At 72.8% G+C, this 18,700-nt stretch carries 12 protein-coding genes, 1 pseudogene and 1 riboswitch; of the genes and pseudogenes, 4 read left to right on the forward strand and 9 right to left on the reverse strand.

Annotated features, from left to right (window positions below; genetic code table 11):
- Positions 1-16: 16 nt before the first annotated feature.
- Positions 17-2,848, reverse strand: coding sequence for a GNAT family N-acetyltransferase (locus AB0I22_RS14435; RefSeq protein WP_363131061.1), 2,832 nt, complete (start codon positions 2,846-2,848; stop codon positions 17-19).
- Between the two features lie 243 nt (positions 2,849-3,091).
- Between AB0I22_RS14435 and AB0I22_RS14440 the strand changes: the two genes are divergently transcribed.
- Positions 3,092-3,373 carry an HPr family phosphocarrier protein gene (locus AB0I22_RS14440; protein WP_030884355.1) on the forward strand — a complete coding sequence of 94 codons (282 nt, stop codon included), beginning with the start codon at positions 3,092-3,094 and terminating at the stop codon, positions 3,371-3,373.
- A gap of 190 nt (positions 3,374-3,563) precedes the next feature.
- Here the strand turns inward: AB0I22_RS14440 and AB0I22_RS14445 are convergent, their stop codons facing one another.
- The 3 genes from AB0I22_RS14445 to AB0I22_RS14455 form a co-directional block, all read right to left on the reverse strand.
- The gene (locus AB0I22_RS14445; protein WP_363131062.1) at positions 3,564-4,370 is read right to left on the reverse strand and encodes a M23 family metallopeptidase; all 807 of its coding nucleotides are present in this window, start codon (positions 4,368-4,370) and stop codon (positions 3,564-3,566) included.
- 13 nt (positions 4,371-4,383) lie between these two features.
- Positions 4,384-4,538, reverse strand: a riboswitch (cyclic di-AMP (ydaO/yuaA leader).
- A 232-nt stretch (positions 4,539-4,770) separates the two neighbouring features.
- Positions 4,771-6,180 (reverse strand): pitrilysin family protein, encoded by a 1,410-nt coding sequence (locus tag AB0I22_RS14450; protein WP_363131063.1) that lies wholly within the window; start codon positions 6,178-6,180, stop codon positions 4,771-4,773.
- Positions 6,177-7,574 (reverse strand): pitrilysin family protein, encoded by a 1,398-nt coding sequence (locus tag AB0I22_RS14455; protein ID WP_363131064.1) that lies wholly within the window; start codon positions 7,572-7,574, stop codon positions 6,177-6,179. The genes AB0I22_RS14450 and AB0I22_RS14455 overlap by 4 nt, the downstream gene beginning before the upstream one ends.
- Positions 7,575-7,778: 204 nt before the next feature.
- Here AB0I22_RS14455 and AB0I22_RS14460 point away from each other — a divergent pair, with 204 nt between their 5' ends.
- Positions 7,779-10,229: a DNA topoisomerase IV subunit A gene (locus tag AB0I22_RS14460; protein ID WP_363131065.1), complete on the forward strand. Its 2,451-nt coding sequence runs from the start codon at positions 7,779-7,781 to the stop codon at positions 10,227-10,229.
- Positions 10,230-10,324: 95 nt separating this feature from the next.
- Here the strand turns inward: AB0I22_RS14460 and AB0I22_RS14465 are convergent, their stop codons facing one another.
- Both AB0I22_RS14465 and AB0I22_RS14470 read right to left on the reverse strand, forming a co-directional pair.
- A complete protein-coding gene (locus AB0I22_RS14465) occupies positions 10,325-11,449 on the reverse strand; it encodes a GTP-binding protein (protein WP_363131066.1) in 1,125 nt (374 codons plus the stop codon).
- Between the two features lie 19 nt (positions 11,450-11,468).
- Complete coding sequence (locus tag AB0I22_RS14470; RefSeq protein ID WP_363131067.1) at positions 11,469-12,632, reverse strand: citrate synthase/methylcitrate synthase; 1,164 nt, start codon at positions 12,630-12,632, stop codon at positions 11,469-11,471.
- Positions 12,633-12,743: 111 nt separating this feature from the next.
- On the opposite strand from AB0I22_RS14470, the gene AB0I22_RS14475 reads away from it, so the two are divergent.
- Both AB0I22_RS14475 and AB0I22_RS14480 read left to right on the forward strand, forming a co-directional pair.
- Entirely contained in the window at positions 12,744-14,180 is a 1,437-nt protein-coding gene (locus AB0I22_RS14475; RefSeq protein WP_363131068.1) for a citrate synthase, read from the forward strand.
- A 249-nt stretch (positions 14,181-14,429) separates the two neighbouring features.
- Positions 14,430-15,326 (forward strand): annotated as a pseudogene (locus tag AB0I22_RS14480) (sucrase ferredoxin); the annotation flags it as partial.
- Positions 15,327-15,514: 188 nt separating this feature from the next.
- On the opposite strand, the gene AB0I22_RS14485 reads toward AB0I22_RS14480, so the two are convergent.
- The 3 genes from AB0I22_RS14485 to AB0I22_RS14495 all read right to left on the reverse strand — a co-directional run bounded on the left by AB0I22_RS14485 (position 15,515) and on the right by AB0I22_RS14495 (position 18,512).
- The gene (locus tag AB0I22_RS14485) at positions 15,515-16,567 is read right to left on the reverse strand and encodes an ABC transporter substrate-binding protein (protein ID WP_363131069.1); all 1,053 of its coding nucleotides are present in this window, start codon (positions 16,565-16,567) and stop codon (positions 15,515-15,517) included.
- Positions 16,568-16,732: 165 nt separating this feature from the next.
- Complete coding sequence (locus tag AB0I22_RS14490; RefSeq protein ID WP_363131070.1) at positions 16,733-17,617, reverse strand: ABC transporter permease; 885 nt, start codon at positions 17,615-17,617, stop codon at positions 16,733-16,735.
- 46 nt (positions 17,618-17,663) lie between these two features.
- A complete protein-coding gene (locus AB0I22_RS14495) occupies positions 17,664-18,512 on the reverse strand; it encodes an ABC transporter ATP-binding protein (RefSeq protein WP_363131071.1) in 849 nt (282 codons plus the stop codon).
- Positions 18,513-18,700 lie beyond the last annotated feature (188 nt).

An 18,700-nucleotide genomic window follows, 5' to 3' on the forward strand; every position in this document is an offset into this window, starting at 1 on the left:
ACGGGGCGTATGGGTCTCAGTAGGCGGGCAGTCGGCGGGGGCCCAGGTCGGTGCGGACGGGCGGGGGTGCGAGGCGCAGTGTCGCGCCCAGGACCTGGAGGCCGTGCGGGGCGACGACCACGGGTTCGAGGTCGGCGGCGACGACCTCGGGGTGGTCGTCGACGAGGCGGGAGACCCGCAACAGGAGTTCTTCGAGTGCCTTGGTGTCCACGGGAGTGGTGCCGCGCCAGCCGAAGAGGAGCGGGGCCGTCCGGATGGAGCGGATCAGCTCGGCGGCGTCCCGGTCGGTGGCCGGTACGAGCCGGTGCGCGGTGTCGCCGAGCAGCAGGGAGGGGGCTCCGGCCAGCCCGAAGGAGAGCACGGCGCCGACGGCGGGGTCGATGGTGGCCCGGACGACCGTGTCGACGCCGCGCGGGGCCATCGACTGCACGACGAGCCGCAGCTCCTCCGGCTTGCCGAGCAGTTCCGTCAGCTCGGCGTAGGCGCGGCGCAGTTCGCTCTCGCCGCCGAGGTCGAGGCGGACCCCGCCGAGGTCCGCGCGGTGGCGCAGATGGGGCGCGGTGGGCTTGAGCGCGACGGGGTAGCCGAGCCGCCCGGCGGCGCGTACGGCCTCGTCGGGACCGGGTGCGGGGAGGGCGGGCAGCACGGGAATGCCGTACCGGGCCAGCAGCCGCTGGGTGTCCGCGGCGGACAGCTGAACGGAGCGGGGGGCGGGTGCGGCCGGGGCCTCGCCGAGTGGGGGGCCGTCGCCGCTCGCCCGCGCGGCGCGCCCGTACGCGGCCTCGCCGTGCGCGGCGAGCAGCACGTCGATGTCGGCCGCGGCTCCGGCCTCGTCGATGTCCTCGAACTCCGGCACCCGCCCGGGGGCGGCCGCCCCCTTGCGCCACTGCGCGTACCGCGCGGCCTGGGCCAGCGCCCGTACGGCCCGCTCGGCGGCGGGGTAGGAGGGGATGCCGCCCGCGGCGGGGCCCGGCGCGGCTTCCGGGTCCTCCTGGGGCGCGGCCAGCGCCTCGGCCAGGCCCGGTATTTCGAGGTGGACGACGGCCACCGGCTTCGCCGTCGGGGCGGCGGCCAGCGCCTCGCGCAGGGCTGCCGCGAGCTGTGCCGCCGAGGCGTCGCCGACCCAGGGGATGGCGGTGACGACGACGGCGTCGCAGAGGTCGTCGGCGAGGGCGTCGGCGAGCGCCGCGCGAAAGTCGGCCGGTCCCGCCCCCGTGGTGAGGTCGCGCGGCGGCAGCGGGCGGAGCCGCTCGGTGAGGCAGGCGTCGTAGGTGAGGAGGGCGAGGGAGTCGGAATTGCCGAGGATGGCGACGCGCGGGCCGCCGGGCAGCGGCTGGGCGGCGAGCAGCAGCCCGGTGTCGGCGAGCTCGGTGACGGTGTCCACGCGGATGACCCCGGCCTGGCGGAACAGGTCGGAGACGGTGGCGTCGGGGATGCGGGTCATGGGCACCGCGTGGCCGCTGGGCGCGGTGCCGCCGTGCCGGGCGCCCTTGACGACGACGACCGGTTTGACGGCGGCGGTGCGCTTGGCGAGGCGGGTGAACTTGCGCGGGTCCCCGATGGATTCGAGGTACATGACGACGACGGCGGTGTCCGGGTCGTCGTGCCAGTACTGGAGGAAGTCGTTGCCGGAGACGTCGGCGCGGTTCCCGGCGGAGACGAAGGTGGAGACGCCCGCGAGCGAGGCCGCGCGCCGGTGCAGTCCGGACAGCAGCGCGATGCCGATGGCGCCGGACTGGGAGAACAGCCCCACCTGCCCGGCGGCCGGCATCTCGGGCGACAGCGAGGCGTTGAGCCGGACGCCGGAGGCGGTGTTGATGAGGCCGAACGCGTTGGGGCCGATGACGCGCATGCCGTACGAGCGGGCCTGGCGGACCAGCTCGCGCTGGCGGTCGCGGCCCTCGGGGCCGCTCTCGGCGTACCCGGCGGAGAGGACGACGAGGCCCTGCACGCCGTGCTCCCCGCAGTCGGCGACGACGCCGGGCACCTGCTCGGCGGGGACCGCCACGACGGCCAGGTCGACGGTCTCCTCGATGTCGCCGACCGAGCGGTAGGCGGGCACGCCCTCCGGCCGCAGCCGCGAGGAGCCCGCCGGGAAGGCGCGGTTGACCGCGTACGCACGGCCGGTGAAGCCGCCCTCCAGGAGGTTGCGCAGGGCGGCGCGGCCCACGCCGCCGGGCTCCCGGCCGGTGCCGACGACGGCGACCGCCCCGGGGGCGAGCAGCCGCTGCACGGAGCGGGCCTCGGCGCGCTGCTCGCGGGCGCGCTGGACGGCGAGGGACTGGTCGGTGGGCTCCAGGTCGAATTCGAGGCGGACGACGCCGTCCTCGAAGGAGCGCTTCTGGGTGTACCCGGCGTCCGTGAAGACCTTGATCATTTTGGTGTTGGCGGGCAGCACCTCGGCGGCGAACCGGCGGATGGAGCGCTCGCGGGCGACGGCCGCGATGTGCTCCAGGAGGGCGGAGGCGACGCCGCGGCCCTGGTGCGCGTCCTGGACGAGGAAGGCCACCTCGGCCTCGTCGGCGGGGGCGGTGGCGGCCATTCCGCGCGCGTCGATGCGGTCGTAGCGGACGGTGGCGATGAACTCGTCCCCGACCGTGGCGGCCAGGCCGACCCGGTCGACGTAGTCGTGGTGGGTGAAGCGGTGGACGTCGCGGTCGGACAGGCGCGGGTAGGGCGCGAAGAAGCGGTAGTACTTCGACTCGTCCGACACCTGCTCGTAGAAGCTGACCAGGCGCTGCGCGTCCGCGGCGGTGATGGGCCGGATCTGCGCCGTGCCGCCGTCGCGCAGCACGACATCGGCTTCCCAGTGGGTCGGGTACGCGGCGTGCTCCGACGGCGTGTGCATGGGGCCAGCGTACGACCGGGCACTGACAGACCCTCCGCTCGCGTACACCGGAGGGTCGGGGCAAGGTGGGCAGGGGCGCGGCGGACGAGGGAGCACGGCAGGTGGAGGCGGGTGCGGACGGGCCGGGCGGCACAATGGAGGAGGGAGCAGGGGGGCGGCACGGTGCCGGACGTCACCGCAGGAGCGACCGGGCACCGTGAGAGACTGGTCTAGACAACCAATGACGACTTGAAGGGCAACACCATGGTTGAGCGCCGCGTCACCGTCGGCTGGGCCGAGGGGCTGCACGCCCGCCCCGCGTCGATCTTCGTCCGTGCCGCGACCGCCTCGGGCGTCCCCGTGACGATCGCCAAGGCCGACGGCAACCCGGTCAACGCCGCCTCCATGCTCGCGGTGCTGGGCCTGGGCGCCCAGGGCGGCGAGGAGATCGTTCTCGCCTCCGAGGCCGACGACGCCGAGGCCGCGCTCGACCGCCTGGCGAAGCTGGTCGCCGAGGGGCTTGAGGAGCTCCCGGAGACCGTCTGATTCGGGTTCACCGGCGCGGCACGGCCGCGCGACGGGCCGCGGCGACCGATCACGGTCGCCGCGGCCCTTCTTCGTGGGGCTCCCCGCCGCCGCCGATTCACCGGCCGGCTCTCCCGCGGCGCACGCCGAAGACCCCGGCCATGCGGTCCGGGGTCTTCGGCGGTGCTTTGCGCGCGTGAGGCGCGCGGGATCAGAGGCTGACGCCGTGCGCGCGCAGGTACGCGACGGGGTCGATGTCCGAGCCGTACTCCGGGGACGTACGGGCCTCGAAGTGCAGGTGGGGGCCGGTCACGTTGCCGGTGGCGCCCGAGAGGGCTATCTGCTGGCCAGGGGTGACCGGCTGACCGACGGAGACGCCGATGGAGGAGAGGTGGCCGTACTGCGTGTACGTGCCGTCGTTCATCTTGATGACGATGTTGTTGCCGTACGCGCCGCCCGGGCCGGCCTCGACGACGGTGCCCGCGCCCACGGAGTGCACGGGGGTGCCCATTCCGGCGTGGAAGTCGACGCCGGTGTGGCTGCCGGAGGACCACAGTCCGCTGGACGCCTTGTAGGCGGTGGAGACGTACGAGCCGTCGACCGGCAGGACGAAGGCGTTGAGGCGCTTGCGCTCCTCGTCGCGGGCGGCCTTCGCCTTGGCGGCGCGCTCCGCGTCGGCCTTCCGCTTGGCCTCGTCCGCGCGCTTCTTGGCCTCGGCGGCCTTGGCCCTGGCTGCGGCCTCCGCCTTCGCCTTGGCGGCGGCCTCGGCGGCGGCGTGCTGCTGGGACTCGGCCTGGGCCCCGATGCTGTCGGCCACGTCGTTGCTCATGACGACGGCCTGGGTGAGGCCGGTGTCCTCGATCTTGGGAGCGGGGTCGCCGCCGGACGCGAGGGCCGGGGAGGCGAGGCCGGCGACGACGCCGGTGGCGGCCAGGGTCGCGACCCCCGCCGCGTTGGCGCCGACACGCACGGCGCGGCTCGGACGACGGTGCTTCCCGGTGGCACGGGTGAACGCCATAGGTACGGCTGATCCTTTCCTTCCTTCTCGCCTACCGGGTTAGCTGACGGGTTCGGAGCAGGAAGGTCTCCTACGGGTCCCTCCGGGAAGGGGCCCGATTCACCCCAGGGACGTGTGGGTCCCCGGCTCCCCTGGCTCACGCCATTGGGGACTCGGCGATGGTTGTCCGGGGCCGCGGCTGCGACTCATATACGACGGACAACCGCCATGAAGCTAAACGGGCCTTCTTTCAATCGGCAAACAGAACCGCGATTTTGTGCCCTACGCCACACGGCAGACACGCAACCACTCCGATAAACCGGACAAACGGCGGGGCGCGAGGGCCCCATAGACCCCTCGCGCCCCACTCGTCCCGTTATGGGACCTTCGCGACAAGACCCTCGCGGCCGTCGCGTTCCCCTCAGCCGGAGACGACCGTCACCTCTCCGATGCCGAGCGCCTTGACCGGCTCCAGGATCTCCGCGGCGTCGCCGACGAGGACCGTGACGAGCCGGTCGGCCGGGAAGGCGCTGACGGCGGCCGCGGTGGCCTCCACCGTGCCGGTCTCCGCGAGGCGCGCGTACAGCTGGGCCTGGAAGTCGTCCGGGAGGTGCTGCTCGACCTGGTCGGCGAGCGTCCCGGCGACGGCCGCGGCCGTCTCGTACTTCAGCGGGGCGACTCCGACGAGGTTCTGCACGGCGATGTCGCGCTCGGCGTCCGTCAGCCCCTCGGCGGCCAGCGTCCGCAGCACGGTCCACAGGTCCGCGAGCGCGGGTCCGGTGGACTCGGTGTCCACCGAGCCGCTGATGGCCAGCAGCGAGGCGCCTGTGGGCCCCTGGAGGGCCGAGGCCTCGGAGGAGCGCAGCACCTGGGCGTAGGAGCGCACGCCGTAGGTGTAGCCCTTCTCCTCGCGCAGGACGCGGTCCAGGCGCGAGGTGAGGGTGCCGCCGAGGCAGTACGCGCCGAGGACCTGGGCGGGCCAGACGCGGTCGTGCCGGTCGGGGCCGATCCGGCCGAGGAGCAGCTGGGTCTGGACGGCGCCGGGGCGGTCCACGATCACCACCCGGCCGGTGTCGTCGGCGGTGATGGGCGTCACCGGGTACGGCTCGGCGGTGCCGCCGGTCCACGCGCCGAGCGTGTCGGCGAGCGCCTCGGCCAGGTCGACGCCGGTGAAGTCGCCGACCACCACGGCGGTCGCGGTGGCGGGCCGTACATGGGCCTCGTAGAAGGCCCGTACGGCCGCGGCGTCGATGTCGCGGACGGTCTCCTCGGTGCCCTGGCGGGGGCGCGACATGCGCGCGCCCGCGGGGAAGAGCTGCTTGGAGAGCGCCATGGCGGCCCGGCGGGCCGGGTTGGCCAGCTCGTGCGGGATCTCGTCGAGGCGGTTGCCCACGAGCCGCTCGATCTCGCTGTCCGCGAAGGCCGGCGCCCGCAGGGCGTCGGCGAGCAGGGCGAGCGCCTTGGGCAGCCGGGAGGCCGGGACCTCCAGCGAGACGCGGACGCCCGGGTGGTCGGCGTGCGCGTCGAGGGTGGCGCCGCAGCGCTCCAGCTCGGCGGCGAAATCCTCGGCGGAGTGCTTGTCGGTGCCCTCGGACAGGGCGCGCGCCATGATCGTGGCGACGCCGTCGAGCCCGGCCGGCTCGGCCTCCAGCGGCGCTTCGAGGTTGACCTCCACGGCGACGACCTGCTGGCCGGGGCGGTGGCAGTGCAGCAGCGTGAGGCCGTTGGGCAGCTGGTCGCGCTCGGGGGCCGGGAAGGCCCACGGCGTGGGGGCGCCGGGCTGCGGCTGCGGGTGGAACTGCATGGTGGTGGTGGCCACGGCGTCGCTCACTGGCCCGCCTCCTGCTCTTCGGCGTTCTTCGCGGTGTCTTCGATGGCTCCGTCGGCCGCCTGCTCGGCGTCCGCCGACTCGGTCTCCGCGGGCTCGGTCGGTTCGTAGACGAGAACCGCGCGGTTGTCGGGGCGCAGCCGGGCCGCGGCGACGGCCCGCACCTCCTCCGCGGTGATGTCCAGCACGCGCCCCACGGCGGACAGCGCGAGCTGCGGGTCGCCGAACAGCACGGCGAACCGGGCCAGTTCGTCGGCGCGGCCGCCGACCGTGGCGAGCCGGTCCAGCCACTCGCGCTCCAACTGGGCCTGGGCCCGCTCCATCTCCTCCGGGGTCGGCCCCTCGGCGGCGAACCGGGCCAGCTCCTCGTCGACCGCGGACTCGATGACCGGCACCTCGACCCCGCCGGACGTCTTGACGTCCAGCCAGCCGAGGGAGGGCGCGCCCGACAGCCGCAGCAGCCCGAAGCCGGCGGCGACGGCGGTACGGTCCCGGCGGACCAGGCGGTTGTGGATCCGCGAGGACTCGCCGCCGCCGAGGACGGTGAGGGCGAGGTCGGCGGCGTCCGCCTCGCGGGTGCCGTCGTGCGGGAGGCGGTAGGCGGCCATCAGGGCGCGGGAGGGCACCTCCGCCTCGACCACCTCGCGCAGCTCGGCGCCGATGGTGTCGGGCAGCGTCCCGTCCCGGGGCGGCTGCTTGCCGTCGTGCGAGGGGATGGTGCCGAAGTACTTCTCGATCCAGGCGAGGGTCTGCTCGGAGTCGATGTCGCCGACGACCGAGAGGACCGCGTTGCCCGGGGCGTAGTACGTGCGGAAGAAGGCCCGGGCGTCCTCCAGGGAGGCGGCGTCCAGGTCGGCCATCGAACCGATGGGCGTGTGGTGGTAGGGGTGGCCCTCCGGGTAGGCCATGGCCGTCAGCTTCTCGAACGCCGTGCCGTAGGGCACGTTGTCGTAGCGCTGGCGGCGCTCGTTCTTGACGACGTCGCGCTGGTTTTCCATGGACTCTTCGTCGAGCGCGGTGAGCAGCGAGCCCATCCGGTCGGCCTCCAGCCAGAGCGCGAGCTCCAGCTGATGGGCCGGCATGGTCTCGAAGTAGTTGGTGCGCTCGAAACTGGTGGTCCCGTTGAGGGAGCCGCCGGCGCCCTGGACCAGCTCGAAGTGGCCGTTCCCCTTGACCTGCGCGGAGCCCTGGAACATCAGGTGCTCGAAGAGGTGAGCCAGGCCCGTACGGCCCTTGACCTCGTGGCGGGAACCGACGTCGTACCAGAGGCAGACCGCGGCGACCGGGGTCAGGTGGTCCTCGGAGAGGACCACCCTCAGGCCATTGGCCAGGCGGTGCTCGGTCGCTGTCAGGCCGCTGGAACCGGCCTGTTGCGTGGCCGTGTGACCCATGGGCATGTACGTCCCTTCGCTGCGTGATGACCCGCGTGATGTCCCGCGTTCAAATCGGTCCTGTCACTGTATGCAAGCGTGCCGACATCTGGCGAAGTTCCCGTCGAGGAACGCTCCTACGGACGGGTCGCGGTCGGCGTTGTCAGTGGGGCGGTCCACAATGGTCGGCGTCACCACCCCGCACCGGTACATGAAGGAGCCGCAGCCGCGATGGCCCGCCGCAGCACGAAGACCCCGCCGCCGGACGACTTCGAGGAGCGCATCCTCGACATCGACGTCGTCGACGAGATGCAGGGCTCCTACCTTGAGTACGCCTACTCGGTCATCTACTCGCGCGCCCTGCCCGACGCGCGCGACGGGCTGAAGCCGGTGCACCGCCGCATCCTCTTCCAGATGAACGAGATGGGCCTGCGTCCGGAGCGCGCGCACGTGAAGTGCGCCCGCGTCGTCGGCGAGGTGATGGGCAAGCTCCACCCGCACGGCGACGCCTCGATCTACGACGCGCTCGTGCGCATGGCGCAGCCCTTCTCGATGCGCGTGCCGCTGGTCGACGGGCACGGCAACTTCGGCTCCCTCGGCAATGACGACCCGCCGGCCGCCATGCGGTACACCGAGGCGAAGATGGCGGCGGCGTCGTCGCTGATGACGGACTCGATCGACGAGGACACCGTCGACTTCGCACCGAACTACGACGGCAGCGAGGAGGAGCCGGTCACCCTCCCGGCCGCCTACCCGAATCTGCTCGTCAACGGCACGTCCGGCATCGCGGTCGGCATGGCGACGAACATGCCGCCGCACAATCTGGGCGAGGTCATCGCCGCCGCCCGGCACCTGATCAAGCACCCGGGCGCCGACCTCGACACCCTGATGAAGTACGTACCGGGGCCGGACCTGCCCACCGGCGGCCGGATCGTGGGCCTGACCGGGGTCCGGGACGCGTACGAGACGGGGCGCGGCACCTTCAAGATCCGCGCCACGGTCTCGGTCGACAATGTGACGGCCCGCCGCAAGGGCCTGGTCGTCACGGAGCTGCCGTTCGCGGTCGGTCCCGAGAAGGTCATCTCCAAGATCAAGGACCTGGTCGGCGCGAAGAAGATCCAGGGCATCGCGGACGTCAAGGACCTCACCGACCGCGAGCACGGCCTGCGGCTGGTCATCGAGATCAAGAACGGCTTCAACCCGGAGGCCGTCCTGGAGCAGCTCTACAAGCTGACGCCGATGGAGGAGTCCTTCGGCATCAACAATGTGGCGCTGGTGGACGGCCAGCCGCTGACGCTGGGCCTCAAGGAGCTCCTTGAGGTCTATGTGGACCACCGCTTCGAGGTGGTCCGCCGGCGCAGCGAGTTCCGGCGCACCAAGCGCCGCAACCGGCTGCACCTGGTCGAGGGGCTGCTGGTCGCGCTCATCGACATCGACGAGGTCATCCGCCTCATCCGGTCGAGCGAGAACGCGGCGCAGGCCAAGGAGGCCCTGATGGCCCGGTTCGGGCTGTCCGAGGTCCAGACGCAGTACATCCTGGACACCCCGCTGCGGCGGCTGACGAAGTTCGACCGGGTCGAGCTGGAGTCGGAGCGCGACCGGCTCAACGGCGAGATCGACGAGCTCACCGGAATCCTCGATTCCGACGCGGAGCTGCGCAAGCTGGTCTCCTCGGAACTGGCCGACGTCGCCAAGAAGTTCGGCACCGACCGGCGCACGGTGCTGCTGGCCTCGGGGGGCGCGACGGTGGCGTCGGTGCCGCTGGAGGTCGCGGACGACCCGTGCCGGGTGCTGCTCTCCTCGACGGGGCTGCTGGCCCGTACGGCCAACGGCGGCGAGCTGTCGTTCGACGAGGACGCCAAGCGCGTCAAGCACGATGTGATCGTCTCGTCGGTGCCGGCGACGGCACGGGCCGACGTGGGCGCGGTGACCTCGGCCGGCCGGCTGCTGCGGCTGCCCGTGATCGACCTGCCGCAGCTCCCGGACACGGCGGTCGCGCCGAACCTGTCGGGCGGCGCACCGGTCTCGGAGTTCCTGTCCCTGGACGACGGCGAGCGGCTGATCTGCCTCACCACGCTGGACGAGTCCTCCCCCGGCCTCGCGATCGGCACGGAGCAGGGCGTGGTCAAGCGCGTGGTCCCCGACTATCCGGCGAACAAGGAGGAGTTGGAGGTCATCGGCCTCAAGGACGGCGACCGGATCGTCGGCGCGGTGGAGCTGCGCACCGGCGAGGAGGACCTGGTCTTCATCACGAGCGAAGCGCAGCTCCTGCGCTACCCGGCGGGACAGGTGCGGCCGCAGGGCCGGCCCGCCGGCGGCATGGCGGGCGTCAAGCTCAGCGCGGGCGCGAAGGTCATCTCCTTCTCCGCGATCGACCCGGCCGCGGACGCGGTGGTCTTCACGGTCGCGGGTTCGCACGGCACGCTGGACGACTCCTTGCAGAGCGCGAAGCTGACGCCGTTCGACCAGTACCCGCGCAAGGGGCGGGCGACCGGCGGCGTCCGCTGCCAGCGGTTCCTCAAGGGCGAGGACTGCCTGGTCACCGCCTGGGCGGGCGCGACCCCGGCGCGGGCCGCGGCCGCGAACGGCGCCCCGGTGGAGCTCCCGGAGATCGACCCGCGCCGCGACGGCTCCGGCGTCCCGGTCCCCAAGGCGGTCGCGGTGGTCGCCGGGCCGGTGTAGGCGCGGGGACGGACGGCAGCAGCGGACAGAAGCGGCCGGGCTCCCCGTGAGGGAGCCCGGCCACTGTCGTGGAACTGCACGGCGGCCGCCCGCTGCTACGACCAGGCGTCCGCCCGTTCCTCGGGATCGCGCTGTTCCTCGTGGGCCTCGGGCGCGCGCTGTTCCTCCGGGGCCTGTACGTACCGCAGTACGCCCCACATGGTCTGCTCGCCCGCGGCCTGGGCGGCGGCCTCCGTGTCCTGGCAGGCTTCGAGCTCCTTGCGGAGGGCTTCGGTGTCGACGCCGGAGCCGATCAGCACCAGTTGAGTGAGCCGTTCCTCACCACGCGCCCAGGGCGACGGGTAGAAGCGCAGGAAGTCGCCGACCGCGTGCAGGGCGAACTTCTGCCGGCTGCCGGGCACTTCGAAGCGGACGAAGCCCTTGATGCGGTAGAGCCCGGGCGGCCTGCTGTCGAGGAAGTCCATCAGGCGGCGCGGGTTCATGGGCGCGTCGGTGACGAAGGAGAGGCTGTCGTACGCCGCGTGCAGGTGCCCGCTGTGGTCGTCGTGGTCGCGCTCGTCGTGATCGTCAGCAGTCAGGTCCTCGAAGGACAGTTGCCGTACCGCCTCCAGGCGGTCCTCGCGGGGGCGGCGGTCGAAGAGCAGCTCGGGGTCGACGCGCCCGTACGAGGCCGGGATGACGGGCGTGCCGGGGGCGAGCCCGGCCAGCGTGGCGAGCAGCGCCGTACGCTCCTCCTCCGCGACGCGGTCCGCCTTGTTGAGGACCACGAGGTCGGCGAGGCCGAGGTGGCGGTCGAGTTCGGGGTGCGCGGCGCGGGTACGGGCGAACTCCGCCGCGTCGACGACCTCGACGAGCCCGCCGTAGACGATGTGCTGATTCTCGCTGGCCAGGATCATGCGGATGAGTTCCTGCGGCTCCGCGAGGCCGCTCGCCTCGATGACGATGACGTCGATGCGCGCCGCCGGGCGGGCCAGCCGGTCGAGGTAGTCGTCCAGCTCGCTGGTGTCGACGGCGCAGCACAGGCAGCCGTTGCCGAGCGAGACCATCGAGTCGACCTGTCCGGCGACGGTCATCGCGTCGATCTCGACGCTGCCGAAGTCGTTGACGACCGCCCCGATCCGGCTGCCCCCGGCCCTGCTCAGCAGGTGATTGAGCAGGGTGGTCTTGCCGGATCCCAGGAATCCCGCGAGCACGATGACCGGGATCTGTCGTGTGGCCAAGGGGGCGTCTCCATCGTCGTCAGCGCACGGCGGGCACCGGCTGGGGCGGCGGCGGGCCGACGTAGCGGGCCGCCGGGCGGATGATCTTCGTGTCCTCCGCCTGCTCCAGGATATTGGCGCTCCAGCCGACGACCCGGGCGGCCGCGAACGTCGGGGTGAACATCGCGCGCGGCACGCCGCACAGCTCCATGACGACGCCCGCGTAGAACTCCACATTGGTGTGCAGTTCGCGGCCCGGCTTGAGCTCCGCGAGGATCTCCAGGACGCGTCGCTCGACGTGCACGGCGAATTCGACCAGGGGGCCGCCGAACCGCTCCGCGATGCCGCGCAGCATGCGGGAGCGCGGGTCCTCGGTGCGGTAGACGGGGTGCCCGAAGCCCATGATCCGCTCCCCCGCCAGGACGCGTTCGCGGATCCAGGGGTCGATGCGCTCCGGGGTGCCGATGGCGTCGAGGGTGTCCAGGGCCCGGCTGGGCGCGCCGCCGTGCAGCGGGCCGGAAAGAGCGCCGACCGCTCCGACGAGGCAGGCGGCGAGGTCCGCGCCAGTGGAGGCGATGACGCGGGCGGTGAAGGTGGAGGCGTTGAAGCCGTGGTCCACGGTGGAGACCAGGTACTGCTCGACGGCCCGTACGCGCTCCGGGTCGGGCTCGGAACCGGTCATCATGTAGAGGTAGTTGGCCGCGTACGACAGGTCGTCGCGCGGCTCCACGGGCGCGAGCCCCTGGCCCAGCCGGTGCAGCGCGGTGAGCAGCGTGGGCACGGCCGCGCACGCGGCGAGCGCGTCCGCCCGGCGGCGGCCGGCGTCGATGTCGTACAGCGGGCGGCCTCCCGAGGAGGCGCCGAGCAGGGAGAGAGCTGTGCGCAGCCCGGCGAGCGGGCCGGTGAGCGCGCAGGACCGGGCGATGGCGGGCAGTGCGTCGCGGACGTCGGCGGGCAGGTGGCGGAGGGCCGCGGTCTCGGCCGCGAACGCGGCGCGCTGCTCGGCGTCGGGGAGGGCGCCGTGGCACATCAGGTGCCAGACGTCCTCGAAGCCGCGGTTCTCGGCGAGCTCGATGGCCGAGTACTGGCGGTAGTGGTAGAAGCCCTCGCGCCCCCGGACGTCGCCCAGCGCGGTCTCGGTGACGACGACGCCCGCGAGTCCGCGGGGTACGTCGATCGGCGCGTTCGCCGCGGTGGTCGGCATGTTCGGTCTCCCTCGTCCGTTTCCTCTATTGATGCGACTGTCTATGCTTGACTCATTCGCTGTCAATATTGATTGAATCAATGTCGAACCGCTATCGATACGGTGTGACGCATGGTGGATCAAGTGGCGGACGGGGTGGATGGGGCTGATGGGGCGAGCCGTGAGCGGCTCACCACACGGGAGGCGGCCGAACGGCTCGGAGTGAAGCCCGAGACGGTCTACGCGTACGTGAGCCGGGGCCAGCTGACCAGTCGCCGCCGCCCCGGCGGGCGCGGCTCCACCTTCGACGCGAAGGAGGTCGACGCGCTCGTACGGCGCGGCGGCCGGCGCGAGTCGGCGGCCGGGGGCGACCCGGCGGTCCGTACCGGCATCACGCTCATCGACGCCGACCACTACTACTACCGCGGCGTGGACGCGACGGAACTCGCCACGCGGTACGCCTACGAAGAGGTCGCCGACTGGCTGTGGACCGGCCGGATGCGCGCCGGCACCCGCTTCCCGGCCCCCGCCGAAGCGCTGGCGGCGGCGCGCCGGTCAGTGGCGGCGCTGCCCGCGCACAGCGGCCCGATGGACCGGCTGCGGGTGGCGGCCATCGCCGCCGCGGCGGCCGATCCGCTGCGCTTCGACCTCTCCCCCGAGGCGGTGCTGGGGGCCGCGCGCGGACTCATACCGACCCTGGTCGACGCACTGCCGGCAGCCGCTGGGCGAACGGCGGACGGGGAGGGGCAGGGCGATCGAGGGGCAGGTGGTCAGGGGGAGGACGGTCGGGTGGAAGACGGTCGGCTTGCGGGGCGGGCGGCTGCCGCGACGGGCGGTCGACTTGCCGGGCGAGCAGCGGACGCACAGGGCAGCGAAGCCGCCGGACAGGCCGCGGCCGGGGACACAGGTGAGGACAGCGGTCGGCTCGCCCGCCGGCTGTGGCTCCGGCTGACCGCGCAGCCCGCCGACGAGCCGTCGCTACGGGCCCTGGAGGCGGCGCTCGTGCTGCTGATCGACCACGATCTGGCCGCCTCCACGCTCGCCGTCCGGGTCGCCGCCTCCGCGCGGGCGCACCCGTACGCCGTCGTCTCCGCGGGTTTCGGGGCGCTCGACGGCCCGTTGCACGGCGCGGCCAGCGGGCTCGCGCACCGCATGCTCGCCGAGGTGCTGGAGCGCGGCAGCGCGGCGGCGGTCGTCGCCGACCATCTGCGCGCGGGCCGCCGGGTGCCGGGGCTCGGCCACCGGATCTACCCCGGCGAAGACCCGCGCGCGCAGGCGCTGTTCGGCCTGCTGGCGGAGGTGCCGCGGGCCGCCGAGGCGCTGGCGGCCGCCCAGGACGTGGTGGCGGCCACGGCCCGGCACGCCTCGCTGCACGCCAATGTCGACCTCGCGCTGGGCGCGCTGTCGGTCGCGGCGGGGATGCCGGTGGAAGCGGGCGAGACCGTCTTCGCCGTCGCCCGCACGGCGGGCTGGATCGCGCACGCCCTGGAGGAGTACGAGGAACGCCCCATGCGCATGCGCCCGAGCGGGCACTACCGCGGGCCGCGGCCGCCGCAGCCGCTGCCGTGAGGGGCGCTGCCACAGGGAGCGGGAGGACGCCGGCGCGGTCAGAGCGGCCGGGATCGTGAGTCTTTTACGGCCCGGAGCGGGCGTAAGCCGCGCGGCTGGGCGGCGAGCCCGCGTGGCCGGGCGGCGAGTCTCTGGCCGAGGTCGTGCCCAGCCTGATCGAGGCCGTGATCAACGTGGCCCGCGTCCCACCCCGCGCGACCTTCACCAAGTGGTAAGCCCCGCCCGGCAGGTCAGGTTAGGCTTACCTATGTGAGCACGTGCGCGACAGCTTCCCTTGACCTGTCCGAGCCGCTGGCCGGTACCGCGGCCACCGCCCGGACCTGGCTGCTGATCGAACAGCCCGGCCCCTGGGGTGCCGAGGCCCTCACGTCCAGCCGCCTCGAACCGGCCCTCGGGCGCTCCCTGGAGAAGGCCGCCGAGCTCCACGGGGTGCGCGTCGCCCTGATCCGGCGCCCCGCCCGTACCGCGGACTGCCGCGAACCGGCCGCCCGACGGATCTACGTGGCCCACACCCTGCCGGGCCGCTCCTGGGTGCGTACGGCCGAGATCACCGACCCCGCGCACCTGACGGAGCTGGACTTCGCGGCGCTCGGAGCCGGCGACGAGCGCGGGCTGCGGGGCCCGTACGACTGGCGCGCGTACCTCGGCGACCCGCTCGTGCTCGTGTGCACCAACGGCAAACGGGACCGCTGCTGCGCCCTCCTGGGCCGCCCGCTCGCCGCCGAACTGGCGGCCTCCGACACCGCCGAGGTCTGGGAGATCACCCACATCGGCGGCCACCGCTTCTCGCCGACGCTCGTCGTGCTGCCGTACGGGTACGCGTACGGGCGGGTCACCGCGGCCGCCGTGAAGGAGGCCGTGGAGGCGGTGCGCGAGGGCCGGGTCGTCACCGACGGCTGCCGCGGCCGCTCCGCGTGGGAACGCCCGGCGCAGGCCGCCGAGCTGGCGGTCCGGGAGCTGACCGGTGAGGAGGGCGCCGACGCGTTCACGGTCGTACGGACCGAGGGCGCGGCGCCCTCGTGGACCGTGACGGTCGGCCACCGGGACGGCCGTCAGTGGTGGGTCGCGGTCGAACAGGGAGCCGCGGAACCGCCCCGGCCCGAGAGCTGCGGCAGGGCGCTCGGCTCGCCGGCCCGGATGGACGTGACGGGTGTGTTCGCGGTCGCCGCGGAACAAGCCGTCGGACAAGAAGTCGCCACCGGACGAGAAGCGACCACCGGACGAGAAGTCCCCGCTCAGCACATCGAGCACACCAAGCGCACCAAGCATGCCGAGCACGCCGATTGCGCCGGTCGCCCCGGGCACTCCGGTCACGAGGAGCACCGAAGCAGCCCTCAGCCCGCCTTCTTGACGAACTCCGTGGTGTAGGTCTTCTCCAGGTCCACCGAGGCGTTCTTCAGGGTCGGGTTGAAGGCCTTGAGCACCTCGTGCACGGTCCTCGGGCCGTCGGCGGGCATCACCCCGTCCTCGGTGAACATCGGCAGGGTGCTCTTGATCGCCTGTACGTACAGCTCCTTGCCGCCCTGCGCGTAGTCGGCGGGCATCTTGGCCGCGATCTCCTCGGGCGTGTGCGTCCGCATCCACTTCAGCGTCTTGACGAACGCGTTGGCGAGTTTCTGCACGGTCGCCTTGTGGCCCTGGACCCAGTCGGTGTCCATGTAGAGGCTCGCCGCGGGGTAGAGGCCGCCGAGCGCGGCCCGGGAGCCCTCGGGGGTGCGCATGTCGACGAGCACCTTGCCCGCGTCCTTGGCCAGGACCTGCGCGACGGTCGGGTCGGTGGTCATGCCGCCGTCGATCGAGCCCTGCTGGAGCGCGGAGATGAAGGTCTGGCCCGCGCCGACGGCGACCGGCGTGATCTCGTTGACGTCGACGCCGTTCCTGACGGCCAGGTACTTGGTCAGGAAGTCGGTGGACGAGCCGAGGCCGGTCACCCCGAGCTTCTTGCCCTTGAAGTCCTTCGGGGAATTGAGGCGGGACGCGGCCTTCTTGGAGACCACCTCCACCTCGCCGGGCGTCCGCGCGAACTGGACCACCGACTCCACATGCTTGCCCTTCACTTGCAGGTCGAGCGTGTGGTCGTAGAAGCCGACGACGCCCTGTACGTCACCGGCGACCAGCGAGGTGGTGGCCTGCACGCCGGCGGGTTCGGTGAGCAGTTGGACGTCCAGGCCCTCCGCCGCGAAGTAGCCGAGCTTCTGGGTGAGCATGGCCGGCATGTAAATGATCTTGTCCAGGCCGCCGACCATGATCTTGACCTTGCCGCCGCCCGAGCCGCCGGAACCACCGCCCGAACCGCCGCCCGCCTGCGCGTCGTTGGCGCACGCGGCGAGGGTCAGGCACAGCGCGCCCGCGACGACGGCCGCGGAGATCCTGCTGAGAGTGCGCATCATCGTGTCCTTGAGGGGAGATTGGAAGTGAGGTTTCCTCTGCGGCCCCGGGCGTCTGGCGGCGGAGCCTTCCTCGCGGCCCAGGGCGTCTGAAGGCGGTGCCTTGCCGACGGCCGGGGCGCCCGGAGGCGGTGCCTTCCGACGGCCCGGGGGCGCGGTCAGCGGTCAGCGATCGGCGCCGGAGCCGCCCGGCTTCCACCGGAACAGCCGCTTCTCCGCGAAGGTCAGCAGCCCCTCGGCCAGCAGCGCGACAACGGCGAGGATGCCCATCGCCGCGTAGACCCCGGCCGCGTTGAACGTGCCCTGGGAGGCGGAGACCAGCAGCCCGATCCCCTTCGTCGCGCCGATGTACTCGCCGACGATCGCGCCGATCAGCGCGAAGCCGAAGCTCACATGCAGACTGGTGAAGATCCACGAGGTCGCGGAAGGAAGGACCACCTGAAGCGTCACCCGCCGGTTGCTCGCGCCCAGGATGCGGGCATTGGCGACCAGATTGCGGTCCACCTCGCGCGCGCCCTGGAAGGCGTTGAAGAAGACGGGGAAGAAGACCAGCACCACGGCCGAGGCGACCTTGGAGGCCGGGCCGAGGCCGAACCAGATGAGGAAGATCGGCGCGAGCACGATCCGCGGCAGCGCGTTGAGCACCTTGATGTACGGGCCGAGCACGTCGGCGAGGAAGGAGATCCGGCCGAGCGCGATCCCCAGCAGCACGCCGCCGACGACGCCGATGAGCCAGCCGAGCAGCGCCTCGTAGAGCGTGTACCAGATCTGCTCCCCCAGCGAACCCTGCGCGGTGCCGTGCTGCACCCACTGGACGATCTGGTCCCAGATCTTGGACGGCATCGAGAAGTTGAAGGCGTCGATGACGCCGTTGCGGGCCATGGCCTCCCAGGCGGCGATCACCGCGACCAGCAGCAGCACGCGCGCCGAGTGGACGGTCAGCCGACGGGTACGGGCGGCGCGCGCCCTGGCCTCCGTACGGCCCGTACCGCCCGCACCACCCTTCCCTGGAACAGCGGCGGACGCGGGCCCGGATACGGACTCGGACACAGATGCTGCGGGCTCGGACGCGGCCCCGGCAAGCGAATCCAACGGCTCAGGCGGCATGGCCGGCCCCCCTCTCGCGGGTGATGCGGACCTCTTCGCCGAGCGAGGACCAGATCTCCCGGTAGATCTCGATGAACCGCGGTTCCAGCCGCACCGATTCGACCCGGCGCGGGCGCGGCAGATCGACCGCGAAGGTCTCCTTGACCGTGGCGGGGCCCGCGGTCATCACCACGACGCGGTCGGCCAGCGCGATCGCCTCCTCCAGGTCGTGGGTGACGAAGACGACCGAGGCGGCGGCGTCCGGCGCCGCGGCGCCGCCCCACAGCTCCAGCAGTTCGTCCGACATCAGCGCCCGCGTCTGCACATCGAGCGCCGAGAACGGTTCATCCATGAGGAGAATCCGCGGCTCGCCCACGAATGTCTGGGCGAGCGCCACGCGCTTGCGCTGACCGCCCGAGAGCTGGTGCGGATAGCGGTCCTCGAAGGCGCCGAGGCCCACCCGGTCCAGCCAGTCGCGGGCCCGCTCCTTGGCCGCCGCCTTGGACGCGCCGCGAAAGCGCGGACCCGCCATGACGTTGGAGAGCACCGTGCGCCAGGGGAAGACGGCGTCCTGCTGGAAGACGAAGCCGACCTCCGGCCGGATTCCGGTCACGGGTTCGCCGCCGATCAGCACCTCGCCCTCGGTCGGCTCCTCCAATCCGCTCACCAGCGTGAGCGTGGTCGACTTGCCGCAGCCCGTCGGGCCCACCACGGCCACGAACTCGCCCTGCCGCACGGCCAGACCGAGATCCCGTACGGCCGTGTGACCGGCGCCCGAGGGCGTACGGAACACCTTGCTCGCGCCGCGCAGTTCGATGGCCGGGGCGGCGCCGGGGCCCGGGTCGCTGTTCATGGTCATCGCTCACCTCCCTGCCCCGCGGTCCCGTGCGGGGCGACTGGGGCTGGAGGCTAGGCGCGGCCCGCGGTGCGACGGGAGTCTTGTGCGCGCTGTGCGGCTTGAGCGCGCAAACCCTGTTCTGCTCGTTTTGCTCGCGCTACAACAGCACATGCGGCACGGGACGGCGGCGACCGGAGGAACGGGCGGAC

Source organism: Streptomyces sp. NPDC050610 (genome assembly GCF_040654875.1).
GTDB lineage: Bacteria > Actinomycetota > Actinomycetes > Streptomycetales > Streptomycetaceae > Streptomyces.

Bases quoted from the DNA above. Each gene is read 5' to 3' on its own strand.
- AB0I22_RS14435 (WP_363131061.1), bottom strand. From the start codon at position 2,848: ATGCACACGCCGTCGGAGCACGCCGCGTACCCGACCCACTGGGAAGCC.
- AB0I22_RS14440 (WP_030884355.1), top strand. From the start codon at position 3,092: ATGGTTGAGCGCCGCGTCACCGTCGGCTGGGCCGAGGGGCTGCACGCC.
- AB0I22_RS14445 (WP_363131062.1), bottom strand. From the start codon at position 4,370: ATGGCGTTCACCCGTGCCACCGGGAAGCACCGTCGTCCGAGCCGCGCC.
- AB0I22_RS14455 (WP_363131064.1), bottom strand. From the start codon at position 7,574: ATGCCCATGGGTCACACGGCCACGCAACAGGCCGGTTCCAGCGGCCTG.
- AB0I22_RS14460 (WP_363131065.1), top strand. From the start codon at position 7,779: ATGGCCCGCCGCAGCACGAAGACCCCGCCGCCGGACGACTTCGAGGAG.
- AB0I22_RS14470 (WP_363131067.1), bottom strand. From the start codon at position 12,632: ATGCCGACCACCGCGGCGAACGCGCCGATCGACGTACCCCGCGGACTC.
- AB0I22_RS14475 (WP_363131068.1), top strand. From the start codon at position 12,744: ATGGTGGATCAAGTGGCGGACGGGGTGGATGGGGCTGATGGGGCGAGC.
- AB0I22_RS14485 (WP_363131069.1), bottom strand. From the start codon at position 16,567: ATGCGCACTCTCAGCAGGATCTCCGCGGCCGTCGTCGCGGGCGCGCTG.
- AB0I22_RS14495 (WP_363131071.1), bottom strand. From the start codon at position 18,512: ATGACCATGAACAGCGACCCGGGCCCCGGCGCCGCCCCGGCCATCGAA.